This is a genomic window from Spirosoma liriopis, assembly GCF_023196085.1.
Lineage (GTDB): Bacteria > Bacteroidota > Bacteroidia > Cytophagales > Spirosomataceae > Spirosoma > Spirosoma oryzicola.
The window spans coordinates 1,114,310-1,138,807 of the sequence record NZ_JALPRF010000003.1; the positions used below are offsets into that span (position 1 = coordinate 1,114,310).

Annotated in this window: 17 protein-coding genes and 1 other RNA gene; 6 read left to right on the forward strand and 12 right to left on the reverse strand. The window is 49.5% G+C overall.

What is annotated here, in order from left to right:
* The first annotated feature begins 4 nt into the window (after positions 1–4).
* Complete coding sequence (locus tag M0L20_RS21590) at positions 5–376, forward strand: hypothetical protein (RefSeq protein ID WP_232558673.1); 372 nt, start codon at positions 5–7, stop codon at positions 374–376.
* A 57-nt stretch (positions 377–433) separates the two neighbouring features.
* On the opposite strand, the gene trmD is transcribed toward M0L20_RS21590, so the two are convergent.
* From trmD to M0L20_RS21630, 8 genes are all read right to left on the reverse strand, one after another.
* A complete protein-coding gene (trmD, locus tag M0L20_RS21595) occupies positions 434–1,108 on the reverse strand; it encodes a tRNA (guanosine(37)-N1)-methyltransferase TrmD (RefSeq protein ID WP_232558674.1) in 675 nt (224 codons plus the stop codon).
* Positions 1,098–1,685, reverse strand: coding sequence for a ribosome maturation factor RimM (gene rimM / locus M0L20_RS21600; protein ID WP_232562857.1), 588 nt, complete (start codon positions 1,683–1,685; stop codon positions 1,098–1,100). Before rimM ends, trmD begins: the two co-directional genes overlap by 11 nt.
* 150 nt (positions 1,686–1,835) lie before the next feature.
* Complete coding sequence (locus tag M0L20_RS21605) at positions 1,836–2,378, reverse strand: 30S ribosomal protein S16 (protein WP_232558675.1); 543 nt, start codon at positions 2,376–2,378, stop codon at positions 1,836–1,838.
* A 132-nt stretch (positions 2,379–2,510) separates the two neighbouring features.
* Positions 2,511–2,908, reverse strand: an RNA gene (gene rnpB, locus M0L20_RS21610) — RNase P RNA component class A.
* A gap of 169 nt (positions 2,909–3,077) precedes the next feature.
* Entirely contained in the window at positions 3,078–4,730 is a 1,653-nt protein-coding gene (locus tag M0L20_RS21615; RefSeq protein WP_248478982.1) for a RagB/SusD family nutrient uptake outer membrane protein, read from the reverse strand.
* A 25-nt stretch (positions 4,731–4,755) separates the two neighbouring features.
* Positions 4,756–7,965: a SusC/RagA family TonB-linked outer membrane protein gene (locus tag M0L20_RS21620; RefSeq protein ID WP_248478983.1), complete on the reverse strand. Its 3,210-nt coding sequence runs from the start codon at positions 7,963–7,965 to the stop codon at positions 4,756–4,758.
* A gap of 628 nt (positions 7,966–8,593) precedes the next feature.
* Positions 8,594–10,012: a DUF4403 family protein gene (locus M0L20_RS21625; protein ID WP_248478984.1), complete on the reverse strand. Its 1,419-nt coding sequence runs from the start codon at positions 10,010–10,012 to the stop codon at positions 8,594–8,596.
* 91 nt (positions 10,013–10,103) lie between these two features.
* Entirely contained in the window at positions 10,104–11,138 is a 1,035-nt protein-coding gene (locus M0L20_RS21630; RefSeq protein ID WP_232558679.1) for a Smr/MutS family protein, read from the reverse strand.
* A gap of 149 nt (positions 11,139–11,287) precedes the next feature.
* Between M0L20_RS21630 and M0L20_RS21635 the strand changes: the two genes are divergently transcribed.
* Entirely contained in the window at positions 11,288–13,726 is a 2,439-nt protein-coding gene (locus M0L20_RS21635; protein ID WP_248478985.1) for a helix-turn-helix domain-containing protein, read from the forward strand.
* Here the strand turns inward: M0L20_RS21635 and M0L20_RS21640 are convergent.
* Both M0L20_RS21640 and fabG read right to left on the reverse strand, forming a co-directional pair.
* Positions 13,720–15,843: a VWA domain-containing protein gene (locus tag M0L20_RS21640; protein WP_248478986.1), complete on the reverse strand. Its 2,124-nt coding sequence runs from the start codon at positions 15,841–15,843 to the stop codon at positions 13,720–13,722. The two genes, M0L20_RS21635 and M0L20_RS21640, sit on opposite strands and share 7 nt — an antisense overlap.
* 68 nt (positions 15,844–15,911) lie before the next feature.
* Positions 15,912–16,658 (reverse strand): 3-oxoacyl-[acyl-carrier-protein] reductase, encoded by a 747-nt coding sequence (gene fabG, locus M0L20_RS21645; protein ID WP_232558682.1) that lies wholly within the window; start codon positions 16,656–16,658, stop codon positions 15,912–15,914.
* A gap of 154 nt (positions 16,659–16,812) precedes the next feature.
* On the opposite strand from fabG, the gene M0L20_RS21650 reads away from it, so the two are divergent.
* From M0L20_RS21650 to M0L20_RS21660, 3 genes are all read left to right on the forward strand, one after another.
* Positions 16,813–17,565, forward strand: coding sequence for a phosphatidylinositol-specific phospholipase C/glycerophosphodiester phosphodiesterase family protein (locus M0L20_RS21650; RefSeq protein WP_248478987.1), 753 nt, complete (start codon positions 16,813–16,815; stop codon positions 17,563–17,565).
* A gap of 164 nt (positions 17,566–17,729) precedes the next feature.
* On the forward strand, positions 17,730–19,484 hold the full coding sequence (locus M0L20_RS21655; RefSeq protein WP_248478988.1) for a GMC oxidoreductase: 1,755 nt from the start codon (positions 17,730–17,732) through the stop codon (positions 19,482–19,484).
* Positions 19,485–19,714: 230 nt separating this feature from the next.
* Positions 19,715–19,999: a hypothetical protein gene (locus M0L20_RS21660; RefSeq protein WP_248478989.1), complete on the forward strand. Its 285-nt coding sequence runs from the start codon at positions 19,715–19,717 to the stop codon at positions 19,997–19,999.
* A gap of 141 nt (positions 20,000–20,140) precedes the next feature.
* Here the strand turns inward: M0L20_RS21660 and M0L20_RS21665 are convergent, their stop codons facing one another.
* Positions 20,141–22,672: an ATP-dependent Clp protease ATP-binding subunit gene (locus M0L20_RS21665; RefSeq protein WP_232558686.1), complete on the reverse strand. Its 2,532-nt coding sequence runs from the start codon at positions 22,670–22,672 to the stop codon at positions 20,141–20,143.
* A gap of 148 nt (positions 22,673–22,820) precedes the next feature.
* Positions 22,821–23,465, reverse strand: coding sequence for a WbqC family protein (locus M0L20_RS21670; protein ID WP_248478990.1), 645 nt, complete (start codon positions 23,463–23,465; stop codon positions 22,821–22,823).
* 133 nt (positions 23,466–23,598) lie between these two features.
* Here M0L20_RS21670 and M0L20_RS21675 point away from each other — a divergent pair, with 133 nt between their 5' ends.
* Positions 23,599–24,468 (forward strand): lysophospholipid acyltransferase family protein, encoded by an 870-nt coding sequence (locus M0L20_RS21675; protein WP_248478992.1) that lies wholly within the window; start codon positions 23,599–23,601, stop codon positions 24,466–24,468.
* The last annotated feature ends 30 nt before the right edge of the window (positions 24,469–24,498 follow it).

Below are 24,498 nucleotides of genomic sequence, written 5' to 3' on the forward strand. Positions count from 1 at the left end.
GTTTATGAAAGCATTGATAAGACTTGTCCTGATTGTTCTGGTCATCGGTGGCATTGCGATCTACTTTTTTTCGCAGTACAACAACACTTCTTTCAAGACGCAAACCATTGACTTAGCGGTTGACTGCTCTGACGTTGATAACGTGTTAGTCACCTCAACGGTCAATGTCGTCGTAAAGAACTTGTCGTCACGCTCGCACGACGACATCTCCGTCAAGATTGAGGCTTTCGATGAATCAGGCAATCAATTGAAAGAGAAGTTCACTACGTTTTCGCGAACATTGTTGCCCAACAGCAGCTTCGACAAACCCGTTACATTGCCTGCGGGTACCAAACGTTGCGATTGCAAGATCGTCAGTTCACATCCGGTGGAGTAAACCAGAAACAAAAACAAATGCCGTATCTTGGAGATACGGCATTTGTTTTTGTTTCTGTTAGTCTAATAAATCCGGGCGTCGGGCGCGCGTACGGGCCAACGCCTGTTCATGCCGCCACTCGTCAATTTTAGCTTCATGGCCGGACAGCAGGATGTCCGGCACTCGATGTCCTTCAAACTCTGCCGGGCGGGTATACACGGGAGGAGCTAATAAATTATCCTGAAACGAATCGGTCAGTGCCGAGGTTTCGTCATTCAGCACACCCGGCAGAAGCCGGATGATAGCATCAGATAAAACAGCCGCAGCCAGTTCGCCACCCGACAATACGTAATCACCGATACTGATTTCTTTCGTGATGAACATTTCCCGAACACGTTCATCAACGCCTTTGTAATGACCGCAAAGAATGATCAGGTTCTGGCGCAGCGATAAGGAGTTAGCCGTCTGCTGGTTCAGTCGCTCGCCGTCGGGCGTCATGTAAATGATCTCGTCGTAGGTCCGTTGCTCCTGTAGCGACCGGATGCAAGTGGCAATCGGTTCGATCTGCATCACCATCCCCGCGCCCCCACCGAACGCATAATCATCTACCCGCCGATGCTTATCCGCCGTAAAATCGCGCAGGTCATGGACGACTACTTCTACATATCCTCCCTGTTGGGCTCGTTGCAAAATAGAATGGCCAAAAAAGCTATCGAGCAGACGCGGCAGACAGGTTATAATATCAATCCTCATCGGTATGATCTTGATCTCCGTCAACTTCCGGCTTTTCGTTGCTGTCTTCTTCCATGTAAATCGCCAGCAGTCCGTCCGGAAGCGCAACGTTTAACTTCTGATTGGTCCGATCAACCGTGCGAACGATATCGCTATTGATGGGAATCAGCACCTCTTTGCCGAGGTAATCCATAGCAATCAGGTCCTGCGCATTCATGGCGTAAACGCCCCGAACGGTACCCAGCGAGCCTTCTTTCTCATCAACAATTTGATAGCCGACGATCTCGTGGAAGTAAAAGCGGGTTTCGTCCGTAATCGGCTCCAGTTCATCAAGAGGCAAAAACGCTCCGCAGTTGATGAGTCGTTCGGCCTGCTCAATGGTATCGATGTCTTCGAAGGCCACAATCGCCCGGCTACCTTTCACGATAGCGATGGATTCAATAAAATAAGGAATCAACTCCCCCTTTACTTCGAGCAAAACCGACTCAAGATCGGCATACTCATCGGGATTGTCAACGTCTAAATAAAGCACTAACTCACCACTGACGCCGTGCGTCTTGGTGATATGGCCTAGCTGATAGCAATCGTCTTTAGTCATAAGTAACGCGGCCACGAAGCCCCATTTTTGCAGCAAAAATACGGCTTTCCACCGGAAAGCCATCCCGCTACGTTGTTTACAGAAAAAGCCTGTCCACTTATGAACAGGCTCTTACTTACAGATTTACAAACCGCCGAGACGGTCGAAAAACTATTCCGCAGCCGGTGTTTCTTCGGGTGCAGCCGTTTCCGCAGCGGGTGCTTCTTCAGCAGGAGCCTCGGCAACAGGTTCTTCAACTTTGTTCTTTTTGGCAATCGCTTCAGCGCGCGCTTCGTTAACCTTTTTCTCCGCATCCAGACGAGCGGCACGAGCCTGCTCTTTCGTTTGCGTTTTGGTTTCAGCAGCACCTGCCTTACGATTTTCTTTGTCTTCTTTCCAGGTACTGAATTTTTCGTCAGCCTGTTCCTGCGAGATAGCGCCTTTGTTGACACCAACTTGCAGGTGCTTGCGGTACATGATGCCTTCGTGCGACAATACCGAACGGGTTGTGTCGGTTGGTTGAGCACCTACCAGAAGCCAATGTACGGCCCGCTCCGATTTCAATACAACCGTTGCAGGGTCGGTGTTGGGGTTATACGAACCGATTTTCTCGATGAACCGGCCATCACGGGGCGATGTTGATTCAGCCACGACGATGTCGTATATCGCCATTCTTTTGCGTCCACGACGCGATAAACGGATTTTAACAGCCATTTGTGCTTGTTGGTTTTGATGGGGGACGCGTCCCCCGCGTAAAACGTGGCCGCAAAGGTACAAAAAAAGTATTTAGAAATGCATATAAATCTTACATTTCTAAATACTTATCCGCTTCTCTGTAAAATACCTGTGCAATACGAGTCTATAAGCCGGGTTCTGTCCTCCAGCAAAGCTTATTAGCTCGGCCAGATGGCTTATCATTTATCTAGGATGGTCGTCACCGGCCACCTCGTTCGACCTACCCGCGTCGGCATTCGGATTGCTCCGAAACGGGAACGAGCCGCCCCACATCCGACGCTTATTTGGTCTTTCAGCCCCTAAGGTTTATCCTGCCCCACCGGTCACCCGTTGGGCGGTAGGCTCTTACCCCACCTTTTCACCCTTACCTTTCGGCGGTATATTTTCTGTGACACTAGCTGTCGAACGGCCGTTCCCAGCCGTCCGCCTTCCCGTTAGGAAGTAAGGTGCTCTGCGCTGCCCGGACTTTCCTCATCTGATTGCTCAGCCGCGATAAGCCAACTCGTATTGTTCAGGTCGGACAAAGGTACACCCATCCCGCCGGTTTCTCAACTGATCATTCTTTTCATTTGGGGTTTTATGTTGGAGAAGGGGGTGTTTCATATGCCGTATCTCGAAGATATGGCATATGAAACACCCCCTTCTCCAACACACCTTAAAGACGATCGATTTGACTCCTTAATTGGTCTTCGGATTTTTCGTCGGTGCACTTCCGCTTGCCGGTGGATTATAGACAATTTCGTTGTCGGGCACATCCCAGTAATCCAGGTAGCCGTAATTGATGGTGGCGTTCGTGCTGACAGCGCCGGTACGGCTCAGCGCAACAGCCCCTTTGCGACCAGTTTCCAGCAAACCCCAGCGCCGGGCATCGTAGAAAGACAGGGCGCGGAACAGCAGACCGACACGTCGTTCGCGCCGTAGTTCTTCTTTAGCAACGTCCAGCGACAGGTTTGTTCCGGCAACGGCGGGCAAACCAGCGCCTTGAAATTTGCGAACTTCGTCGATCAGGGCAAGGCCATCTTCGATTTTGCCGGTATTGATCAAGGCTTCGGCTTTCATCAACTGGTTTTCTTCGTACGAACTGGCCAGATACAATTCATACCCGCCCGCATTCAAGTTTGAATACGTGATGACAGACGTACTGCCTTCCGAACCGGCAGCCCCTCGATTGATCAGGTCATAGCGGGTAAAAAACGAGTTACCCCGCGACGCTTCACCGATGTAGGGAGCCGTTCTTCGTCTAAAGTTATTGGTAAAACGAAGGTCACCCGTCTTGAAATCCTGAATCAGGCGCTCGGTGATTTTATAGGTGTTGTTCGCTCCGGTGGTTTTCGCAGAAACGGTCCCGGCAGTCGGAGACAGGAAATCGCCCGTTGTGTTTGACCGACCCGTAAAGACAAAATCAGACGCCTGAATCCCGTTTGTAGTCAGAGTAATGATGTCGGCCCATTGCGCAGCCGTCATCCCACTGACGCGGGTATTAACCAGGAGGTTCCGGGCTTTCATGGTATTGATATTCCGTTGCCACATCGCGGGTGTCAAGACGCCCCCTCTACCGACCCGGTTAAAGCTTGGGATAAGCCCTTCCATCGTTGCTGTGTAATCCGTATTAACCGTTAAGCTAGCCAGAATGGTAGCAGCCGCATCGAGGTTTTTGTTTGCTTCGGCGATCATCGTCTCTTTAGACACATAATTGCCGTTTGTACCGTTCAGGGCTTCGCCATTGGCCTTATCATTGATAATACCGGCATAATACATGGAGCCAATCCGGGAGTACGCGTACCCTTTCCACCAATAGGCCCACGCTTTCAACACGCCCTTCTTCGTGTCAGCAGCTCCCGTAAACGTTACCGCGTCAATGTTAGACAGAATCGTGTTGGCGGCATTGTTCATGTTGTACATGTATGCCCACTCGTAGTAGGTCGAGTTCTGGAAGCCCGTCGAGTTGACGTTCGCCGTAATCCGGATAAAATCGATCTGCTTATTGGGTGAGTTCGGATTAAGCAACACCGTACCGTCGTCGAGCGTAATCTGATTCGGCGCACCGATCTGGTTGATAAAGACGTTAGCAATATCCGTCCCGATCACGTCGCCCATCAGTTCGTGATTGCCAATGGCCCCCGACCAGAAATAACCCGGTACGCCATCATAGTATTTTACATCTTTAAAACCCGTGATATAAAAGCCTTCGCCGAAAGAGACCAGACCCGTTTCCGTTTTCAGGGCCGGTGACGACGGCTGGTTAGGGTTCTTAACGTCTAATTGTTCTTTACAAGATGCCATAAAGCCTGAGAAAGCCAGCGTTAAGGCAAGTATTTTTAACTTATTCATACGGTCAGTTTGGGAATGGGTTTCTTTAAAAGCCAAAGTTTAAAGAAGCCTGGTACGACTTGAAGTTCGGCATCGTGCTATGGTCAGTTCCTCTGTCCCAGGCCGAGTTCGACGTTCCTGAGCTGATTTCAGGATCGAAACCGGTGTACTTGGTAAGCGTCCAGAGGTTACGTCCCGACAGCACCAGTTGCAGTCTTTTGACAGCCGGAATCTTGAACACTTTCGCGAAATCAATACCGACCGAAATATTCCTCAGCCGTAGGAACGATGCGTCTTCGTAGAAATAATCTTTGGTTCCGTTGGCGGTCCGTTGCGCATAGACACCCCGATAGAAAGCCGTCCAGGCACCCGTCTGTCCATCAATCGTGAAGGGTTTTGTGTAATCACTGTGGATACCATCCCGATACATCCACTCTTTGGTCTGGTTGTACAGGTGGTTACCGTTTACCCAGTCAAATTGAACGCCGAACGTCAGGAAGCTCTTGAACGTCACATCGTTGATGAACGACATGTTAAATTTCGGGTTTGGATCACCGAAGCTAAACTTGTCCGCCGTGAAGTAAGGCTGCTTCGTGGCTTTGTTAACCACGTATCCGTTGCTGGCCAAGGTATAATTTTCCTGATCCGCCGTGGCGATAAACGGATTGCCATTGGCATCCCGTGCATCGACATCGTGGATGGTTTTGTAACCGTATAGCTGACCGATTTTTTCACCAGCTTTCAGGACGTAGTTTGTGCTTCCGGCGTTGGACGTGACAATAATTGGTGCATCGCCCCGAACCGCAATGATCTGCGATGATTGCTTACCAAAGTTGACGGTCGTATTCCATTTAAGATTCGACCCCTGATAAACCGTCGAATTTAACGACATCTGAAGGCCATTCGAACCCAGTGTGAATGCATTATCCGTTAGCTTACCCAGACCAATAGAAGGCGCTACATCAATCTGGTAAATGGCGTCTTTTGTTTTCCGGTCCCAGTACGTAGCCGACAGCGCAATGGCGTTCAACCAGCTGCTACCCTTAAATAAGCTGAATACCATGTCGGTCCCGATTTCCAGTTCTTCCGATACCTCCACCCCTAGCGCTGGATTTGGCTGCTGGTTGGCGTAATAGAATGCCGTTGTGTTGCCTACCGTCGTGGGGGTGATGGTCACGTACCGGTCAAACGGCTGCGGCTGGATACCGGCCTGACCGTAAGCCGCCCGTAGTTTTAGCTCAGGAAGAAACCCGTTAACGGTGCTGTTCTGCCAGAATTTCAGGGCCGACAAACGCAGGTAAGCATCACCACGCGGGAAGGTAAAGGGTTTAGAACCTTGACCGAACGCAGAGGAATAGTCACTCCGGAAACCGCCCGAGAAACCCGCAAAGTCGCCAATTTCAAACCGTTGGTTCACTAGATACCCGTACGTAATGAACGGCTCTACATAATCGCGATACACCCGCCACGAGGTTGTGTTAGCTGCATTGTACGGAGAATAAGCGGCTGGAAGGCCAATGCCCGCACTAGTGTATTCTTTTATCTGGCTATTCCGCCAGTCGAACAGGGCCTGTGTCGTCGATCGGATGGGAAGATTCAAATGAAAGTCTTCTTTAAAATCGAAGGTAGCTGTAGCCGTCGCCAGGAAGTTCTGGAATACTTTACTATTCGTATACTTCGTTAAATCTCCCGTATTTGTGGAGTTAAAGTTAGAACCATTATAACTGTTAGTAATGAAGTTAACCGATCCCTGCGTGATCCAATACTTATTATTGGCATTATTAGCCTGGTTAAGATACTCTAGATCGCGGTTTTGGGTCTGGTAGTTTAGTCCGTATTTCAGATCCAGGTCAACGTATTTCGGGAATTTATAATTCAGGTTCAGGTTCTGAATGATGTCAACCTTATTGTCGTTGTTGCGGGTGTACGCCTGACGATACGATGGGTTCGACGCATTGATACCGATGGTCTGGTTCATATTCAGCGGAATAGAACCGTCGGTGGTTGTCAGGTCGAAATCAGCCAATGGATACGCATTCAGCAGGTTGTACAGAATGGTCCGGTCCAGTGATTTGAGCGTACTCTTCGTGTAGGCAAGCTGAGTGATTGACCGCAGGGTCAGCCCTTTGGCTAACTGCGCACCAATGTTAGCCGACAAGTTGCTCCGGTCCCAGTAACCGTTGTCCCGGATGTTACTTTCCTGATGGCTGTTGGAAACAGACAAACCGAAATCGGCTTTCTGACTACCACCGGTGATCGCAATACTATTGTTGGTCGTATTCGCTGGCTTGAAGAAATACGCAAAGTGATCGTGGTATTTCAGATTAGCGTCGTACGGTTTGCTGTTGGTTGCAGTTGGATCAATCGAGTTGTATTGTACGTTCTCCGAATAAATCCCATTGACGGCATCATATACGATTGGTCTGCCCGATGAACCGATAATGTTGTTGCTGGCATCGGTAGCAAACGCGTGGTATTGGGCTTTGCTGACGCCACCATTGTTCAGAAAGGTATTTTGGGCAATGCTGGACGAGAAATCAATATTTAGCTGTCCGTTCTTACCCTTTTTGGTAAATAATTGAATAACGCCATTGGCACCCTGCGCACCGTAAATGGTAGCGGCAGCGGCTCCCTGTACCACTTCAACGCGCTCAATCGAGTTCAGATCGATGGTTTGCAGACTGGTCGCTCCCATCTGAATCCCGTCGATCAGGATCATAGGCTGGGTTCCCCGGTTGATGGTGTTGATACCCCGCAACAGAATATTAACGTCGGCACCGGGTGTACCACTCCGGCTGGTGATTTGCGCGCCGGGAATTTTACCGATCAGAGCCTGGTCAACCGAAGCCGAGGGCGTTTGGGGTAAATCTTTACCGGAAACTGATTCAACCGAGATCGCGATCTTCCGCTTATCAGTGGCGACACCAACTCCGGTTACAACCACTTCGGAGAGTTGCTTTGTATCGGTCGTTAGTATAACGTCGATTACTGAACTGGCACCGATCTCAACTTCTTTCGAAGCCATACCAATAAAGGAAAAAACCAACGCTCCTTTTGCCGGAGCAGAAATTGAATAACTCCCGTTACCATCGGTGACAGCGCCGACTGTGGTTCCTTTGACAACTACGGACACGCCGGGAAGCGTGGTACCATCTTCAGCAGAAGTTACCTTACCCGTAACCGTCCGTCCTTGCGCCCAGGTCAACGCCCAGGTTGAGCATACCAGAAGGAAGCTCAATAGTAAAACTTTCCTCATAAATTAATCAAATCAATTAGGCTATAGTACTCAGAAGTCTCTTTCACAAAAGTAGGTGCCTTAAATTCTAAAGCAAATTTTAACATAGAAAAAATTATAACCATTTTCTAGTTTAGAAAATAATCTATCCTAATCAATTAGTTCAATAAAGCACCTTTATGCCGTACTATGTTGCAATTGTAGCCTTACAAATGAAATTATCTTTTGTATATGTGATTCTTATTGCAACACCGAAACTAACACGCTAGTATATTTCTAAGCCACTCATAAAAGAATAATACAATTACAAGGACAGAATTTAACTGATTCAAATCAAGTATTTTATAAGTATTACTACTTAGTACTGCCGCTATTTAATGACTAAACCGAATATTAAATTGCATTTTACAAATAGTACAGTCTTTATTAAATAAATATGTCGTATATACCATACATTTTTAAGATATCTAGATAATACATCGAATTTATTACAAATGAGGCATACTATGCGTCAACCCGACAACCTATGAATTTTTGGCGGTGAGCGTTTATTCCGGCACGCCAGTCATTGCTAAAAAAGATGCCCTGGCCAGTCGGTTTATCACCAACCAGCCAGGGCATCTCACCCGGCGTATCAGACCTTATTTAACTACTGCAAGCCGTCTACTTTTACGTTTATCTGACCACGGGCATTCACAACAGCCAGTATAGCAGTGGGTGTCAGATAAACCTGATCTGGTTTGATTTCGTCAATCCGTCCGTTTATCACAACACCTTTTGCTAACTGATTATTCTTCAACTTCTCCTGAAGTAACTTCTGCATTTCAGCGATCTGCGAACCCACCGGAATGGTTAGTTGCTTTTCCAGCGTCCGGGCGAGTGTTCCCTTTAGCAGCCAGCTAGCCGATTGCTGAAGGATGTTGCGCGTGTCAAGGTCATACTTTAGATCCCTCAACGAAATCGTCTGGCTTTGCGGATCGTAATAAGGCTGGCCTTTGAGATAGATGTCGCCATTGACCGTTCCTTTCAGGCCCGCTTTGATGATGAGATTTTCATTCTGACCATACATTTCCATGCTGGAGATCGTGACGCTGTACCGGTCATTGTTGAACGAAAACGTTTTGCCGACGAACTCCTCCGAGGCAATTCGAGCGGCTTCCTGATAACTGGCTTCACTGAGCAGTCCAATCTGGAAATCGTCTTTCACCTGCGGCACAACGGTCAGATCGGGCAATGAAACTGCCGGGCGCACGTCGGGCTTTGCGCCCGTTGTCGTGAGGGTATAACCTTCGATACCAATTGTAGACCGGATAGTCCGTCCTTCGAAGCGGAGCGGTGTGATCAGAATACGTTTCGGCACGACTTGCAGATATGTCCGGTATTTCTCCGAAACAAGGTACGGTTCGCGTAGGGTATTCCAGGCCTTTAATACCGGTGTTCGAAGGTCAACGTTGCGACGAATCTGCTGATCCAGCGTCTTAGTAATGCTGCTTAAATTCTTGTCGATCAGTCGCCCGACAATATTCGTGATCGGGATATTTAGTCCCACGAAACTCACCGTAGGCCGACGTACCCAGCCATACCCGTCACCCTGCGTCTGGGTATGAACAGACCAATCGCGCTCCAGGTCGAACTTGGTTTTGAACCGAAGGTCAATCTCAAACTCAGTTTCTTTGTATTGCGTGAATCCTAACGCCGAAACGCCCGCTTTTGCCCAGATTTTTAACGGAACTACGAAATGAAAAAGGCTATCCTGAGCATTCACGATAATCGTTCCCCGCTTCCAGACCTTCGTCATAAAGTTGTCGTTGTTGTTATCTTCCAGACTGTTGTCTTCGTAGATCAGACCATTGACCTGCGCGTTTATCTGCCGCTCCACATCCCCCAACGCAATGGATACAGGAACATGCACGGTTGACAGAAAGCGTTCGTTACGGACTTCCATTTCGGTGGTGTTATAGGCCTCTTTCGGCGCTTGTGGGTTTAAACGATTGTGCGAAGACTGGCAACTAAGCAAGTTAATAAACAGCCAGCCAACCGCCAGGCGAACCACGAGAAAACGACTCATAGCGGGTGGTATGTACGCGCTTCAGGCGAGTTGCAATCAGCCATCTACCTGGTTGGTCGTAGATAATCGTTGCAACTCGCCCAGCTCGCTATTACTTAATGGTAACCTTTGTCGCCCCATAACCGAACTTCTGTTTCTGGGCGTCTTCATAAAATTTCACGTTCGGATGTTTACTCAGCCGTTTGTGCAGTTCTGTCCGCAATGCTCCGCTTCCAACGCCGTGAATAAACGTAATATCGTGCATGCCGCTGGCGATGGCGTTTTCAAGCGATTTTTCGAACGTAGTGAGTTGAAGCGTCAGCAGATCGGCGGGTGTTCGTTTGTCCGAACCATTCGGCAGTAACGCGTCAATATGCAGGTCAACTACCGACGATGGGCGCTCGACCGATATGCCTCCCAACTCCGATTTCGACTTAAGCATTTCCGCTTTAAGGTCTTCGGGCTGAATGGTCGTCGTTTTCTGCGGCTTAGTAGCCGTTGCGGGTTGTCCTGAATCAGCCGGATTTGCGTTTATGGCTTCGGCATCCAGTTGCGTCTGAAAACCGGTTTGATTCAGCACCGGAACGGTTACTTTGTTCTTAAAAAATGTAGCAGCCCGCGCTTTGAAGCGTTTGAGCAGTGGGGTACGGAGCGACGATTTTCCGGCCCGAAACCAAAGTCCCTGAACCACAAACGTCGGCCATTCTTCAAACTTGGCGTGCTGATATAGGTCATTCATTTTCTGCTGCGTCTTTGGTTTCAGCAGACCACTGTGCAAACCCCGAAACTGCACACCACTACCAACGCCCGCCGATTCTTCGCCCAGCGTGTAGGGAAATTCCCAATCCGTGTTGTTAATCAAGTGAAGTGTATATTCACGATCGTTGACGGGGACGAATGCCAGATAAATGCCCTGATTGGCCAAAATGGCTGGTGCCGATGGTGCTACCGTTTTTTGTGGGGCGTAAGCGCTGGTTTTTAATAACCGCTCCGATTCCAATGGCGAAACCGGTACCAACTCCGACCGCATCACGGGAATCCGGAACCCGTCCTCAATTTCTATTTCGATCATATCGCCGGGTAAGAAGCGCGATATAACACCCTGTTCTTTCGCCCGAAGCAGACGAACTCGATCACCTATATTCATAACTCTGTAGTCAATTTTCAAAAGTACAACGTTGACTGATTGATTGATTATAAAAACCCCGCAGCCGTTCCGAAAATATCGGACGTTCTATAAACAAATTTTGTGGTCCCCGATGTTCATTAATTTTACCGGGATTATACCGCCGTACCATGTCACCTACCGTAAACGAAAAGCTAGACCTTGCCACGAATTTTGTTCTTCACACGAACCGGAATATTTTTCTGACCGGAAAAGCCGGGACAGGAAAGACGACGTTTTTGCACCAGATCAAACAGTCGAATGTCAAACGGCTGGCCGTGGTGGCTCCCACGGGCGTAGCGGCTATCAATGCCGGGGGCGTCACCATTCACTCGTTGTTTCAGCTACCCTTTGGGCCGCTGGTACCGGGTTCGACGCAGCGCGAAAACCGTAAATTTAACCGCGAGAAAATCAATCTGCTCCGTACTCTCGATTTGCTGGTGATCGATGAGATTAGTATGGTCCGGGCCGATGTGCTCGATGGTATTGACGAGGTACTCCGGCGGTATCGGTATAACTCCGCACCGTTTGGTGGTGTTCAGTTGTTGCTTATTGGCGACATGCAGCAGCTCCCTCCCGTTATCCGCGACGATGACTGGGCCTTGCTGAGTCCTCATTACGATACGGGCTATTTCTTTGGCAGCAAAGCGCTGCAACAAACGCCCTACGTGTCGATCGAACTGACGCACATCTACCGGCAAGCCGATGAACGCTTTATTTCGATTTTAAACAGCATTCGGGAAAAATCCATAACGAGAACGCAACTGGACGAACTAAACCAGCATTACGTCCCCGATTTTCAGCCGCACGACGACGAAGGCTATATTACGCTATCAACGCATAACACGACAGCGCAGCAGATCAATAACCAGAAGTTAGCGTCCCTGAAGGCCAAACTCCGTACGTTTACCGCTACCGTCGAGGGCGATTTTCCGAACCATGCTTATCCGACCGAAGCCGATCTTGACCTGAAAGTTGGCGCACAGGTTATGTTCATCAAAAACGATATTTCCCGTGACAAACTGTTTTATAACGGTAAGATCGGGCAGGTAACGGCGATGGAAGAGGATGTCATTTTCGTGCGAAGTCACGGTGAGGAAATAGCCGTGTATCCCGCTGACTGGACCAATATTCGCTACAGCCTGGATGCGGAGACAAAGGAGATTAAAGCGGAACCCATCGGTAAGTTCACGCAGTTTCCGCTCAAACTCGCCTGGGCTATTACCATTCACAAAAGCCAGGGATTGACCTTCGAGAAAGCAATTATCGATGCGTCGGGAGCGTTTGCCCACGGTCAGGTGTACGTGGCGCTGAGCCGATGCAAAAGCCTGGACGGTCTCGTATTGCGAACGCCTATCCCCTCCTCCAGCATTAAAACCGAACAAATGCTGGAAGATTTCCACGATCAGGTACAGCAACAAACGCCCACCGAACAGCACCTCGAAGAATCAAAGCGGACTAACCAGGAGTATTTGCTTCGCGAGTTGTTTTCGTTTGAGCGGGCTAATTCGTTCGCCTACCGCTGTAGACGCATTATCAACCAGCACCTCGACAGTTTTCCCAGTGAACTTCACTTGGGATTAACCCAACTGGCCGACAGTTTACGCACGAAAGCATCGGAGATTGCGAACCGGTTTCAACAGCAACTTTCGGGTTATTTCGCCAGCGACGTGCTTCCCGAACGAAACGAACCGTTGCAGGAACGGATTCGAAAAGCCAGTGCTTATTTCCGAACCTTACTCGCCGATGAGTTGCTGCCGATCATCTATCAATGCCCGACCGACTGCGACAACAAACAGGTCCGCGAAAGTATGCTCGATATGCTCGATGAACTGGAGAAGGAGTTGTTCAGTAAACTGCGCAGTTTCGAAAACAGCCTTAATGGCTTTGAAGCATTGGCGTATTTACAGGCGCGAAACCGGGCCGAACTGGACTTTATCCCCGAACGCCGAAAATTCGAGCCACAACCATCGGAAGCCGCTGTCAGCGAATCCTCGCGAGGCAGCTTGTACAGCGCCTTGATGAAATGGCGTAACGAATTAGCCGGTGAACACAACACGTCCACCTACATGGTCCTGCCCCAGAAAACGGTTGTCGAATTGGCCCGCGTTCGTCCGACGACAACGGACGAACTACTTCGTATCAAGGGCTTTGGCAAAACAAAAGTTAAGCAAATTGGCGCTGACGTACTGGCTATTATCCGCACTTACACCGACCGAAGCGAGTTACCGGCCAAACCGCAGAAAGCAGCAAAAGTTAAAGAACCGAAAGTCCCTACGATCACGGTTACCCTGACGCTCTTTCAATCGGGTAAAACAGTCACCGATATTGCTACCGAACGCAGTTTATCCGTTTCGACGGTTGAGGGGCATTTAGCCAAATGCATAACCACTGGTGAGCTGTCCATCGACGAGTTGCTGCCTGCCGACCGCATTCGAATGATCCGCTCGTATCTCGAAAGTAATCAACCCGAAACGCTGGGCGAGGCTCTGGAAGCCATTGGCAATGACGTCACGTACACCGAACTTCGATTCGTTCGAAACGCGATGCAGGTCGAAGGGTATCAATAACCGCCGTAGAATTTACGTAATCCCCATTCAACCGATGCTAGAATCAGCACAACAAAGAACAGCCAGCGCCAGTTGATGATTTCGTTCATTTCCTCGGTACTACTGAGCCGGGCTGGGTGTGAGCGGGCGGTCAGGTCACGCACGAGGTTGTCTACCTGAGCGGGTCCGTAAAAATGTCCACCCGTCTGTTGAGCGAGCTGACGAAGCATTCCGTGATCGGCGGTTGTGTTCAGGGCTTCGAGCTGAAGGTCACGCACCACAAACTGACCAGACGATTGCTCAGGCCGGTTGTTGACCGTCACGCTCGCCCGGAAGCGATAAGCGCCCTGGGGCAAACGGCTGATCTCAAAACGGCTGTTTGTCTCGGTGGGCGTATAGTTGTACGAACGGTTTACGCCTTTTTCGTCGGTAATATCGAGTTTAACGGGTTTGTCGTAGAGTCGTTCGTAGATGTCGTTGTAAAGTTCGGTTTCGAAAATGACCTTCTCTCCTGCTACAAACTCATCACGGATTGGATAGACTCGCAATTTCCGGCGATCTTCTTTGACGGAGATCAGTTGAATTACCTTTTGAACCAACTCATCAACAACGTCCTGTTTGTCGGTCAGCGCGTATTCTTCGAGCCGCCACGACCACAAACCTTCGCCCGCCAGAACAGCCGTTTTGCGGGGTGCGGTTACGTTTAGGGCCAACAGTGGTTTTGTGGTACGAACATTACCGACCTGCTGCCACAACACCACTTCGCTTCCCGGCTGAAGGCGAAACTCACCGTACGGAACGGCCATAGGAGGCAGCTTGCTTAACAGTTCCAGCTTTGCCGGATCGAAATTCAGTTGCTTAAATTCGCCGTTGAAAACGCCCGTTACTTTGTCGCTCTGGTTCGGTTGAGCCACTACCTGTACGACCGGATTCGACGTGTTGAACGGCCCCAGCGACGATTGATTGCCCAACACAAAAAGCACCGGCGTATTCTTAGCCAAATACTTTTGAACGAGTGCATTGCCCAAACCCCCATTATCCGGAATCTGGTGCAGGATGATCAGATCGTAGATTTTATCGGCGGGTGGCGTCGCTTCGGCGGGTGTACCGGTCAGAATGCGTACGTCAAGTTCGTAGTTTTGATTGCGCTCCAGGATGTTCCGCAACGCTTTAACGTCGGGGTGGGGTGACAGGGCCAGCAGGAGTACTTTTTCTTTCCCATCGATAACGTCCAGATACACGTCCTGACGGTTATTCTGCGTAGTGAATTCGCCCGGCTGCGGTAGCACCTCCACCACATAATGCTGTACCCCTTTTTGCGTAGCCGTCGTTTGGAAAGTTACCTGATTAAACGTGTCGTTCTTACCAAAATTGATTGATTGCCGACCTAGTTCCCGTCCGTTCTGACGCAGGACAACGGCAGCACTACGTCCTTGGAAACCGTTACTAACGATTTCGGCCTGTACCGGAAACTGATTCCCCAGATACGCAATGCGATTGGCGATAATGCCTTTTAGCTGAATATCCTTCTTGGCCACCGTATCACCCAACCCAACCGTTTGAACGGCAAATGGGTACTGACCGAACGTCGGCGATAAGCCCTGATTGAAAATACCATCTGACACCAGCACCACATCCGTTAAATTGCGCCCTTCGTAATCGGACCGAATGCCCGACAACAAACCCGACAGATTGGATGTCCGTTGCGTGAATGGAATTTGGGTTAGATCAGCTTCAGAAACGGTATCGGCAAACGTTCGCACCGACACGTCGAGGCCCTTTTCGGTCAATTGCTGCCGTAAGGTTTGCAGGCTCGTCAACGCCCGGTTCAGCGCAGGCCGACCAGCCGCCGTGAGCGACTCCGAGTTATCAACCGCCAATACTACCTTGGGTTTTTCCGTGATCGTGCGTATACCGCGGATGAGCGGATTAAGCAACAGAAAGCACAGAAAGCTTACGATCACAAACCGTAAAGCGGCCAGGCCATACGTAGTTCGCTTGTCAAACCCACCGACTGTGGCCCCACTACCCGCTAACCGGGGCAAGGGCTGGTACATCGCAAACGCGTAAGCCGCTCCAACGAGCAGGCACACTAAAATCCACCAGGGTGAAGATTGAAAAATAACGTCGGAGCGCATTCAGTAAGGAGTTTCAGTTCGGCGGTTGTCGTTTTTAGAAAAGCTAAAAACGACAACCGCCGAACTTTTTAAGTAAGCATTCCCCCATCCACTTGCAGCACCTGGCCGGTGATGTAGCGGGATAGGTCGGAGGCCAGAAAAACAGCGCAGTCGGCGACTTCGTCGGGTTGCCCCCCACGCTTCATCGGAATCTGCTGCTTCCATTCTTCCAGCGCCTTTTCATTGATTTCGCCGGTCATTTCGGTTTCGATAAAGCCCGGTGCGATGGCATTGGACCGGATATTCCGTGACCCCAATTCAAGCGCGACCGATTTAGTAAAACCAATAATACCCGCTTTTGACGCGGCATAGTTGGCCTGTCCAGCATTACCCCGAATACCAACCACGGATGTCAGGTTAATGATCGACCCGGACTTAGCCTTCATCATTGGTTTAATGGCCGCTTTGGTTAAATTAAAGACAGACTTTAAATTAACGTTGATAACGCTGTCCCATTGTTCTTCCGACATGCGCATCAGCAATCCGTCTTTGGTAATACCCGCATTGTTGATGAGTACATCAATCTTGCCAAAATCCGCTACCACCTGGCTGATTAGTTCTTCGGCAGCTTTGTGGTCCGATGCATCGGAGCGATACCCTTTTACGTCGCCCCCGAACGCCCGGAGTTCTTCTTCCAGCGCTTGTCCTTTTTCAACACTCGACAAATACGTAAACGCTACGGTGGCCCCCTCCTGAGCGAATTTAACCGCCATCGCCCGCCCGATTCCACGAGACGCACCGGTAATTAGCGCAACTTTTCCTTTCAGTAAATCCATTGGTTAGTCAAAAATCCGAACGTAACGCGTACGGACTATTAGTAAAAAACACGAAGAGCCAAAAATAGCAGTTTGAGCGGAAACGGCAAGGTTGACAGACGGTTTTGGTTTAGTAAATAAGCTATGTTACTTTGTCATAAATAACCCACTGCTTATGTATTTCCGTGCCCTGCTACTTCCTTTACTCGTATTTGTATCTACGGCCAAGGCTCAAAAAATTTTCGCTCATAACGACTATGTTCAGCCGGTACCTTTCGCGACAGCCTACGAGCAACGCGCCGACTTTATCGAAGCCGACGTTTGGGTACAGAATGGCAAATTGGTTGTCGTCCATGACCAGCCTACAACTATCGCTCCTACGCTGGATTCCCTGTATATAAAGCCCATCGCCAAACTGTTCACCCAATACGGCGATAAAGTAAGCCCCGACCGGGATTATACCTTTGGCCTGATGATCGACGTGAAGGACGATCCTGCTGTTGTATTGCCCAAACTAATCGAGCTTTTGCAGGAAAACCTGTCTTATTTTAACCGAACGGCAAACAGCAAGGCTATACAGGTTATCGTCAGTGGTAACCGCCCAAGAATCGACACCTACCTCGATTATCCTTTCCTGATTCAGTTCGATGGCCGGCCTAGTGAAGTATATGATCAGGAAACGTTGCAGCGTGTGGCGATGATTAGCGACAATTTTCAGTCGTATTCCCGCTGGAATGGTATCGGCGACATTCCTGATGTTGATCGCGAGAAACTTAAGCGCATCATCAAGCGAGCCCACAACGACAATAAACCAATGCGTTTCTGGGGAGCGCCCGACACGCCCGATGCCTGGAAGAAACTAAAGAAGCTCGGCGTTGACGTGATCAGTACGGACAAAGTAGGCGAAGCGGTGAAGGAATTCCACTGAGCACATTACGATTTTATTTTTCATCCATAACACGACACAAAAGCCTGGCGTTTTCGTCGGGCTTTTCTTTTTACGTGCCTAGCTGTCAATCAGTAAACATACTACCACTCTGTCTTATAGAGGTATCAACGTTCGTTGTCTTTCCTTAACCTTTTTCTTTCTCAATGGAAATTCCACAACTTAAGAAGGCTCCGCTCACTTACGATGTAGCCATTGTCGGTTCGGGTGCCGGGGGCGGTATGGCCGCTTATATGTTAGCCAAAGCCGGGGCTAAAGTCGTGTTGCTGGAAGCGGGTGGTTACTACGACCCCGCCGACCCCAAGTACATTACGCAATTGAAATGGCCCTGGGAATCGCCCCGGCGCGGGGCCAGTACGGCGGCTCGCTCCGGCGGAGATTTCGATGCGGCCTGGGGTGGCTGGGCCATTGACGGTGAACCTTACTCCGCAAAATCAGGCACGGAATTTCATTGGTTTCGCTCCCGAATGCTGGGCGGACGCACCAACCACTGGGGACGAATATCCATGCGCTTCGGTCCGGACGATTTTCGACGTCGCTCGTTAACGGGCGTTGGCGATGACTGGCCTATCCGCTACGAAGACCTCAAGCCTTTCTACGACCGCGTGGACCGATTGATTGGCCTCTTTGGCTCAATCGAGAACTTACCGAACGAACCGGACGGAATCTTTTTACCTCCCCCCAAGCCACGTTTGCACGAGTTGATGATTCGGAAAGGAGCACAGAGCATTGGGATTCCGGTTATTCCGTCGCGGCTAAGCATTTTGACAAAACCCATTAACAATGAGCGCGGTCAGTGCTTTTACTGTCATCAGTGTAATCGCGGCTGTCAGGCTTACGCCGATTTTTCGGCATCATCCGTACTTTGCATACCAGCCGTCAAGACCGGAAATGTAACGCTGATCAATGGAGCCATGGCGCGTGAAGTGCTCACCGATCCAGCCACGGGACTCGCTACGGGTGTAAGCTACGTAGATACTCGCACGTTGCAGGAAATAACCGTTCGGGCCAAAGCGGTTATGCTTGGGGCTAGTACCTGCGAATCAGCGCGGATTCTGTTGAATTCGAAATCCGCTCGCTTTCCGAATGGGTTGGCCAACAGCAGTGGCGTCGTGGGCAAATACCTGAACGATTCGACAGGGGCCAGCCGCTCCGGCTTTATCCCGGCCTTGATGGATCGCAAACGCTACAATGAAGATGGCGTGGGTGGTATGCACGTCTTTACGCCCTGGTGGCTCGACAACAAAAAACTGGATTTCCCGCGTGGCTATCACATCGAATACGGGGGCGGAATGGGTATGCCGGGTTACGGTTTCGGTGGCGGTATCGAAGCGCTCAACGGTATGATTCCCGGTCGCGATGGCAAACAAAAGCCGGGGGGCGGTTATGGCAAAGGGCTAAAGGACGATTACCGCCGATTTTATGGTGCTTATATCGGTATGTCCGGTCGCGGTGAGCCCGTCCCGCTCGAAAGCAACTACTGCGAAATTGATCCTGACAAAGTGGATAAATACGGTATTCCTGCCCTACGCTTCCATTACAAATGGTCTGACTACGAAGTGAAGCAGGCCAAGCACATGCAGGACACGTTCGAAGAAATTATTCATGCAATGGGGGGCATTGCGCTAGGTCCAAAGCCCGGCCCTGATACGGCACACGGGTACGGACTGGCTGCTCCTGGTCGCATCATCCACGAAGTGGGTACCGTACGGATGGGGAGCGATCCACAAAAGTCAGCGCTGAATGGATATCAACAGGCACACGACGTAAAAAATCTATTTGTTGTCGATGCCGCTCCCTTTGTCTCGCAAGGGGACAAGAATGTTACCTGGACTATTCTCGCCAGTGCTATGCGCACGTCGGAGTATCTAATCGATCAGGTGAAAAAGCGAAGTATCTAGTGAAGTCTTACCAATAGGAAGAGAGCGATGGGATTTTGGAAATAGAACCATAATTTTCGGCGCTCTCTTCCTATTTGATGCGTATTGCGTTTATACAGACCATAACTCTCAGAGTCAGCGCTATTTATTGAAAAATTTATTTGATTATTTCTAACAGATTTTACTTACTTTGCAGTACAAAGTACTTTTAATAGATCTATACATTATTATAAACAAGCACTTTTACGATCATGCAAAACAAACGGCTTATTACCATCTTGCTTGTAATAGCATTTTTGTTACTTATACCATTTGTTGCGATGCAGTTCACGAACGAAGTGAACTGGACCGTGTTCGATTTTGTCGTCGCGGCTGTCCTGCTGTTGGGCACCGGTCATCTATGCGAGCTTGTTATGAGAAAGGTTAGCAAAAGCGAATACCGAATTGCTGGCTGTATAGCTCTTTTGGCGGCACTCTTTCTGATTTGGATAGAGCTTGCAGTAGGTGTGTTTGGAACTCCATTCGGTGGTCATTGAAACGGTAAGCAAGACGAAATGACCTTACATCACCAGTCGCTCATGCTAGGCTTGATTGTAAAGGTGTCAGTCCTGATAAGCTTAAAACAAAGAAGGCCGAACGTTTCCGCTCGGCCTTCTTTGTAAAACTATATGGTGTTCTTACTCAACCACTGCTTCCGGCTTCTTAACCGTGATGGTAAGTACTTCACCTTCGCCGGGATAATCAGCCATGATTACATCGCCTTCTTTCAATTCGCCTTTCAGAATTTCTTCTGCAACGGGATCTTCAAGGTAACGTTGAATCGCACGGCTTAGCGGACGAGCACCGTATTGTGGGTCATATCCTTTTTCTGACAAGAAATCTTTCGCTTTCTCGGTCAGTTGGACAGTGTAGCCAAGGTTGGTTACGCGGCCCAGGAGTTTACCCAGCATAAGATCGATGATGCGGTGAATGTCTTCACGTTGCAGTGAGTTAAACACAATCACATCGTCCAGACGGTTTAAGAACTCCGGTGAGAACGCTTTGCGCAGCGCGCTCTGGATCGTGTTCTTCATCAGCTCGTCTTGCGTTTCGGCAGACTTGCGTGTCGCGAAACCAATACCGGCTCCAAAATCTTTCAGATCACGAACCCCGATATTCGACGTCATGATGATGATCGTGTTCCGGAAATCAACCCGGCGGCCCAGACCGTCTGTCAGGATACCATCGTCAAGCACTTGCAGCAGAATGTTGAACACATCTGGGTGCGCTTTTTCGATCTCATCCAACAATACAACGCTGTATGGTTTCCGACGAATCTTTTCGGTCAACTGACCACCCTCTTCGTAACCCACGTAGCCCGGAGGAGCTCCAACCAGTCGGCTGACGCTGAATTTCTCCATGTACTCCGACATATCGATCCGAACCAGCGCATCGTCTTTGTCGAAGAGATAGGTAGCGAGTACTTTCGCAAGCTCTGTCTTACCAACACCCGTTGGGCCAAGGAAGATAAACGAACCGATTGGTTTCTTTGGATCTTTCAGACCAACGCGCGTCCGCTGAATGGCTTTCACCAGTTTCTCGATAGCAGCGTTTTGTCCAATAACCCGACCTTTCAGCTCCTCGCCCATGTTGACGAGTTTCTTGCCTTCGTCATTTGATACGCTCGTGACTGGGATACCCGTCATCATCGCAACGACTTCGGCAACGCTTTCCTCGTTTACCGTGTAGCGACGTTTCTTAGTATCTTCCTCCCATGCCTGCTTGGCACGGTCGAGTTGGTCGATCAGGCGTTTTTCTTTATCGCGAAGCTGAGCAGCCTCTTCGTATTTCTGGCTCTTAACAACCTGGTTTTTCTCCTTCTTAATATTCTCAATCTGCTCTTCGAGCTTCAAAATATCTTCGGGAACCGTGATGTTTGAGATGTGTACGCGAGCACCGACTTCATCCAGCACGTCAATGGCTTTGTCGGGTAGGAACCGGTCCGAGATATACCGCTCCGATAACTTCACAGCAGCCTCAATCGCTTCGGGTGTGTAGTTAACGTGGTGGTGATCTTCGTATTTATCCTTGATGTTATTCAGGATTTCAATGGTTTCTTCGATTGACGTAGCATCGACCATGACCATCTGGAAACGACGGGCTAACGCACCATCTTTCTCGATGTACTGACGATACTCGTCAAGCGTGGTAGCACCAATGCATTGAATGTCACCGCGTGCCAGTGCTGGTTTGAACATGTTCGAGGCATCGAGTGAACCCGACGCACCACCAGCTCCAACGATGGTATGCAACTCATCAATGAACAGGATTACTTCCGGCGACTTCTCCAGCTCGTTCATGACGGCTTTCATCCGCTCTTCGAACTGACCACGGTATTTCGTGCCAGCAACGAGCGATGCCAGATCAAGCGTCACGACGCGTTTGCCGAACAGTACCCGCGATACTTTTTTCTGCACAATGCGCAGAGCAAGTCCTTCGGCGATGGCCGTCTTACCGACGCCCGGCTCACCAATCAGGATCGGGTTATTTTTCTTCCGGCGGCTCAGGATTTGGGCCACACGCTCAATTTCTTTTTCACGACCAACAATCGGATCAAGTTTACCGACTTCAGCAAGTTTGGTCAGGTCACGGCCAAAGTTATCAAGAACAGGTGTTCTCGACTTCTCAGAACCCTTCGGATCTTTGCCCGAACTGGAACTACCGCCACCACCGAACATGCCCCGGTCATTGTCGTCATCGTCGGTTTCGGGGCCCATCACTGGACGGCTTCCCGAAGACTGATATTCGAGCATTTCTTTAATGACTTCGTAGTTAACGTTGAACTTATTCAGAATCTGCGTGGCAACATTGTCTTCATCGCGCAGAATCGATAGTAACAAATGCTCCGTTCCAATGAGCGGGCTTTTGAAAATCTTAGCTTCCAGGTACGTGATTTTCAGCGTTTTTTCCGACTGACGGGTCAGCGGAATATTCGCCAGGTTTTTCACATTGTTCGTAGCCGTTCCTTTCGTCGCCTGTTCAATAGTGACCCGGAGTTCGTCGAGCGAGATACCGAGTTTTTTCAGTAGCCCGACGGCCACACCCTCGCCCTCACGAATCATGCCTAACAGCAGATGTTCGGTGCCGATGTAGTCGTGGCCTAAGCGCAAGGCTTCCTCCCGACTTAGCGTGATAACTTCCTTGACGCGGTTTGAGAATTTTGCTTCCATTCGCTTGGGGTCTCCTTGGGTAAGCGTATACTGGCTTAACGAAGAGATTTAAGGATTTGTTCACTTCTGCCAGCGAGCCAGTTTTGCAATTATCGGTGAGTACGTTTTCAGGATAACTGCTATGTATATAACACCTGAAATCGATAAATCATTTCAAACTTAAAAACTCCGTCGCCAGCGGTCCCTGGCAAAATAATAGGTCTATTATGCTAAGGTTTGGTACAAAATCAAAGCCAAAGTTTTGTGCGTACGGCTTCGGCTTGTAGAATACATACGATTCAGGCCTGTTTCTCGGATTTATTAATGAGCGAGCGTCAAATAGGCCGACTTCCGGTACTTTCTCATAGCAATCTGTCAGGTTTAGGTCGACACGTTGCCCTACTAGTTTCAGACAAATTGTCAGCAGTTCATAATTCAAATCAAACAGGAATGCCCAGTTTTTTTGGTACACTGGTTCAAACTCCGGCGCGTAATAGTCAAAAAAAGGTGCTTTTCCGTAAGCCGATTTCAGGCATCGCCAGTGGTGCATTTGCCAGGGCTGACTCGTATCGATCCGAAGGTCCCGAACTGGATTGTGGTGCGTTCCTTGCTGCACCGGCACCGTCAGGGTGTCTACTTTATTTGCCGTCAGAACGTAGCAACGATTTCTGTAACTTTGCTTCTGGTAATGCTCATGAGCCTCAACCCGCACTCGCCGAAACTGCAATAACCCTGAGACATAATCTAAACAAGGCAAATAATGTAATTCAACGAGTAACTCGGTATGATCAGGCTGCGGTTGGTACTTTTCCAATAACTACAAACGTATCTGTTCACAAGTAAGGTAAAAAATCAATACCACCAACTGATTTTATAAATTTTTAATTTATTGGGTATCCCTGGCACAAAACCACAATTTTGTAGCTGAATATTCCGTCGATTGCTGAATGATCTTTTTCCGTTTGCTGTCCAGACTACCGCTCAGTGTCCTCTATGGCTTATCTGACTTCTTGTACTTTCTATTGCTTTACGTAGTTCGCTACCGGCGTGATGTGGTACTGGAAAACCTTCGTTTGTCGTTTCCAGAAAAATCAGCCGCTGAAATACAGTCGATTGCCAAAGGATTTTACCGCAACTTAACTGACTTGATCGTTGAAACGATCAAGATGCCCGCGCTCTCCGCCGATGAATTGAGACGACGGGTCCATTTCTCAAATGCAGAGCTGGTCAAAGACCAGTTGGGTGCAGGTCAGGCAGTAATTGGTATGGCTTCGCACACCAGCAACTGGGAATGGATTCCATCCGCTTCCGTCTTGCAGGGCATGCCAACTGACAGTGTCTACAAAACACTGAATAATCCTTTCTTTGAGAATTTGATGCGGTCGATACGCGCTAGTTTTGGCGCTGTTCCGGTACCAATGAATACCCTTCCCCGCCGGATGGTAGCCCAAAAGGACGTTCCGCGTATTGTCGCTCTAGTCGCCGATCAAGTGCCGGATATTCCTGAATACGCGCACTGGATCGATTTTCTCCACCGCGACACGCCTTTCTATCCAGGTACCGAACGACTGGCCCGTAGCCGAAATCTACCCGTTTTTTATACGGAGCTCCGCCGGGTTCGGCGTGGCTATTATGAAGTGACGTTTACCAACATCGGCCAGCCCCCCTACGATGCTTTACCCTCGGGGGCTATGCTGGAGAAATACCGCGATTTGCTGGAAGAGACCATTCGAAAATACCCCTCCGACTGGCTCTGGTCACACAAGCGGTGGAAACACTGGCGGGGTAAATACGCGAAAGTCGGCGCGAAGATCTAGTAGCTTTTGAGAGACAATGCCTACCTCACA

Excerpts from the sequence above, each read along its gene's own strand:
- M0L20_RS21675 (WP_248478992.1), top strand. The coding sequence starts at position 23,599 with ATGATCTTTTTCCGTTTGCTGTCCAGACTACCGCTCAGTGTCCTCTAT.
- M0L20_RS21635 (WP_248478985.1), top strand. The coding sequence starts at position 11,288 with ATGTCACCTACCGTAAACGAAAAGCTAGACCTTGCCACGAATTTTGTT.
- M0L20_RS21655 (WP_248478988.1), top strand. The coding sequence starts at position 17,730 with ATGGAAATTCCACAACTTAAGAAGGCTCCGCTCACTTACGATGTAGCC.
- M0L20_RS21590 (WP_232558673.1), top strand. The coding sequence starts at position 5 with ATGAAAGCATTGATAAGACTTGTCCTGATTGTTCTGGTCATCGGTGGC.
- trmD (WP_232558674.1), bottom strand. The coding sequence starts at position 1,108 with ATGAGGATTGATATTATAACCTGTCTGCCGCGTCTGCTCGATAGCTTT.
- M0L20_RS21640 (WP_248478986.1), bottom strand. The coding sequence starts at position 15,843 with ATGCGCTCCGACGTTATTTTTCAATCTTCACCCTGGTGGATTTTAGTG.
- M0L20_RS21650 (WP_248478987.1), top strand. The coding sequence starts at position 16,813 with ATGTATTTCCGTGCCCTGCTACTTCCTTTACTCGTATTTGTATCTACG.
- M0L20_RS21665 (WP_232558686.1), bottom strand. The coding sequence starts at position 22,672 with ATGGAAGCAAAATTCTCAAACCGCGTCAAGGAAGTTATCACGCTAAGT.
- M0L20_RS21615 (WP_248478982.1), bottom strand. The coding sequence starts at position 4,730 with ATGAATAAGTTAAAAATACTTGCCTTAACGCTGGCTTTCTCAGGCTTT.
- fabG (WP_232558682.1), bottom strand. The coding sequence starts at position 16,658 with ATGGATTTACTGAAAGGAAAAGTTGCGCTAATTACCGGTGCGTCTCGT.
- M0L20_RS21625 (WP_248478984.1), bottom strand. The coding sequence starts at position 10,012 with ATGAGTCGTTTTCTCGTGGTTCGCCTGGCGGTTGGCTGGCTGTTTATT.
- M0L20_RS21630 (WP_232558679.1), bottom strand. The coding sequence starts at position 11,138 with ATGAATATAGGTGATCGAGTTCGTCTGCTTCGGGCGAAAGAACAGGGT.
- M0L20_RS21620 (WP_248478983.1), bottom strand. The coding sequence starts at position 7,965 with ATGAGGAAAGTTTTACTATTGAGCTTCCTTCTGGTATGCTCAACCTGG.
- M0L20_RS21605 (WP_232558675.1), bottom strand. The coding sequence starts at position 2,378 with ATGGCTGTTAAAATCCGTTTATCGCGTCGTGGACGCAAAAGAATGGCG.
- rimM (WP_232562857.1), bottom strand. The coding sequence starts at position 1,685 with ATGACTAAAGACGATTGCTATCAGCTAGGCCATATCACCAAGACGCAC.
- M0L20_RS21660 (WP_248478989.1), top strand. The coding sequence starts at position 19,715 with ATGCAAAACAAACGGCTTATTACCATCTTGCTTGTAATAGCATTTTTG.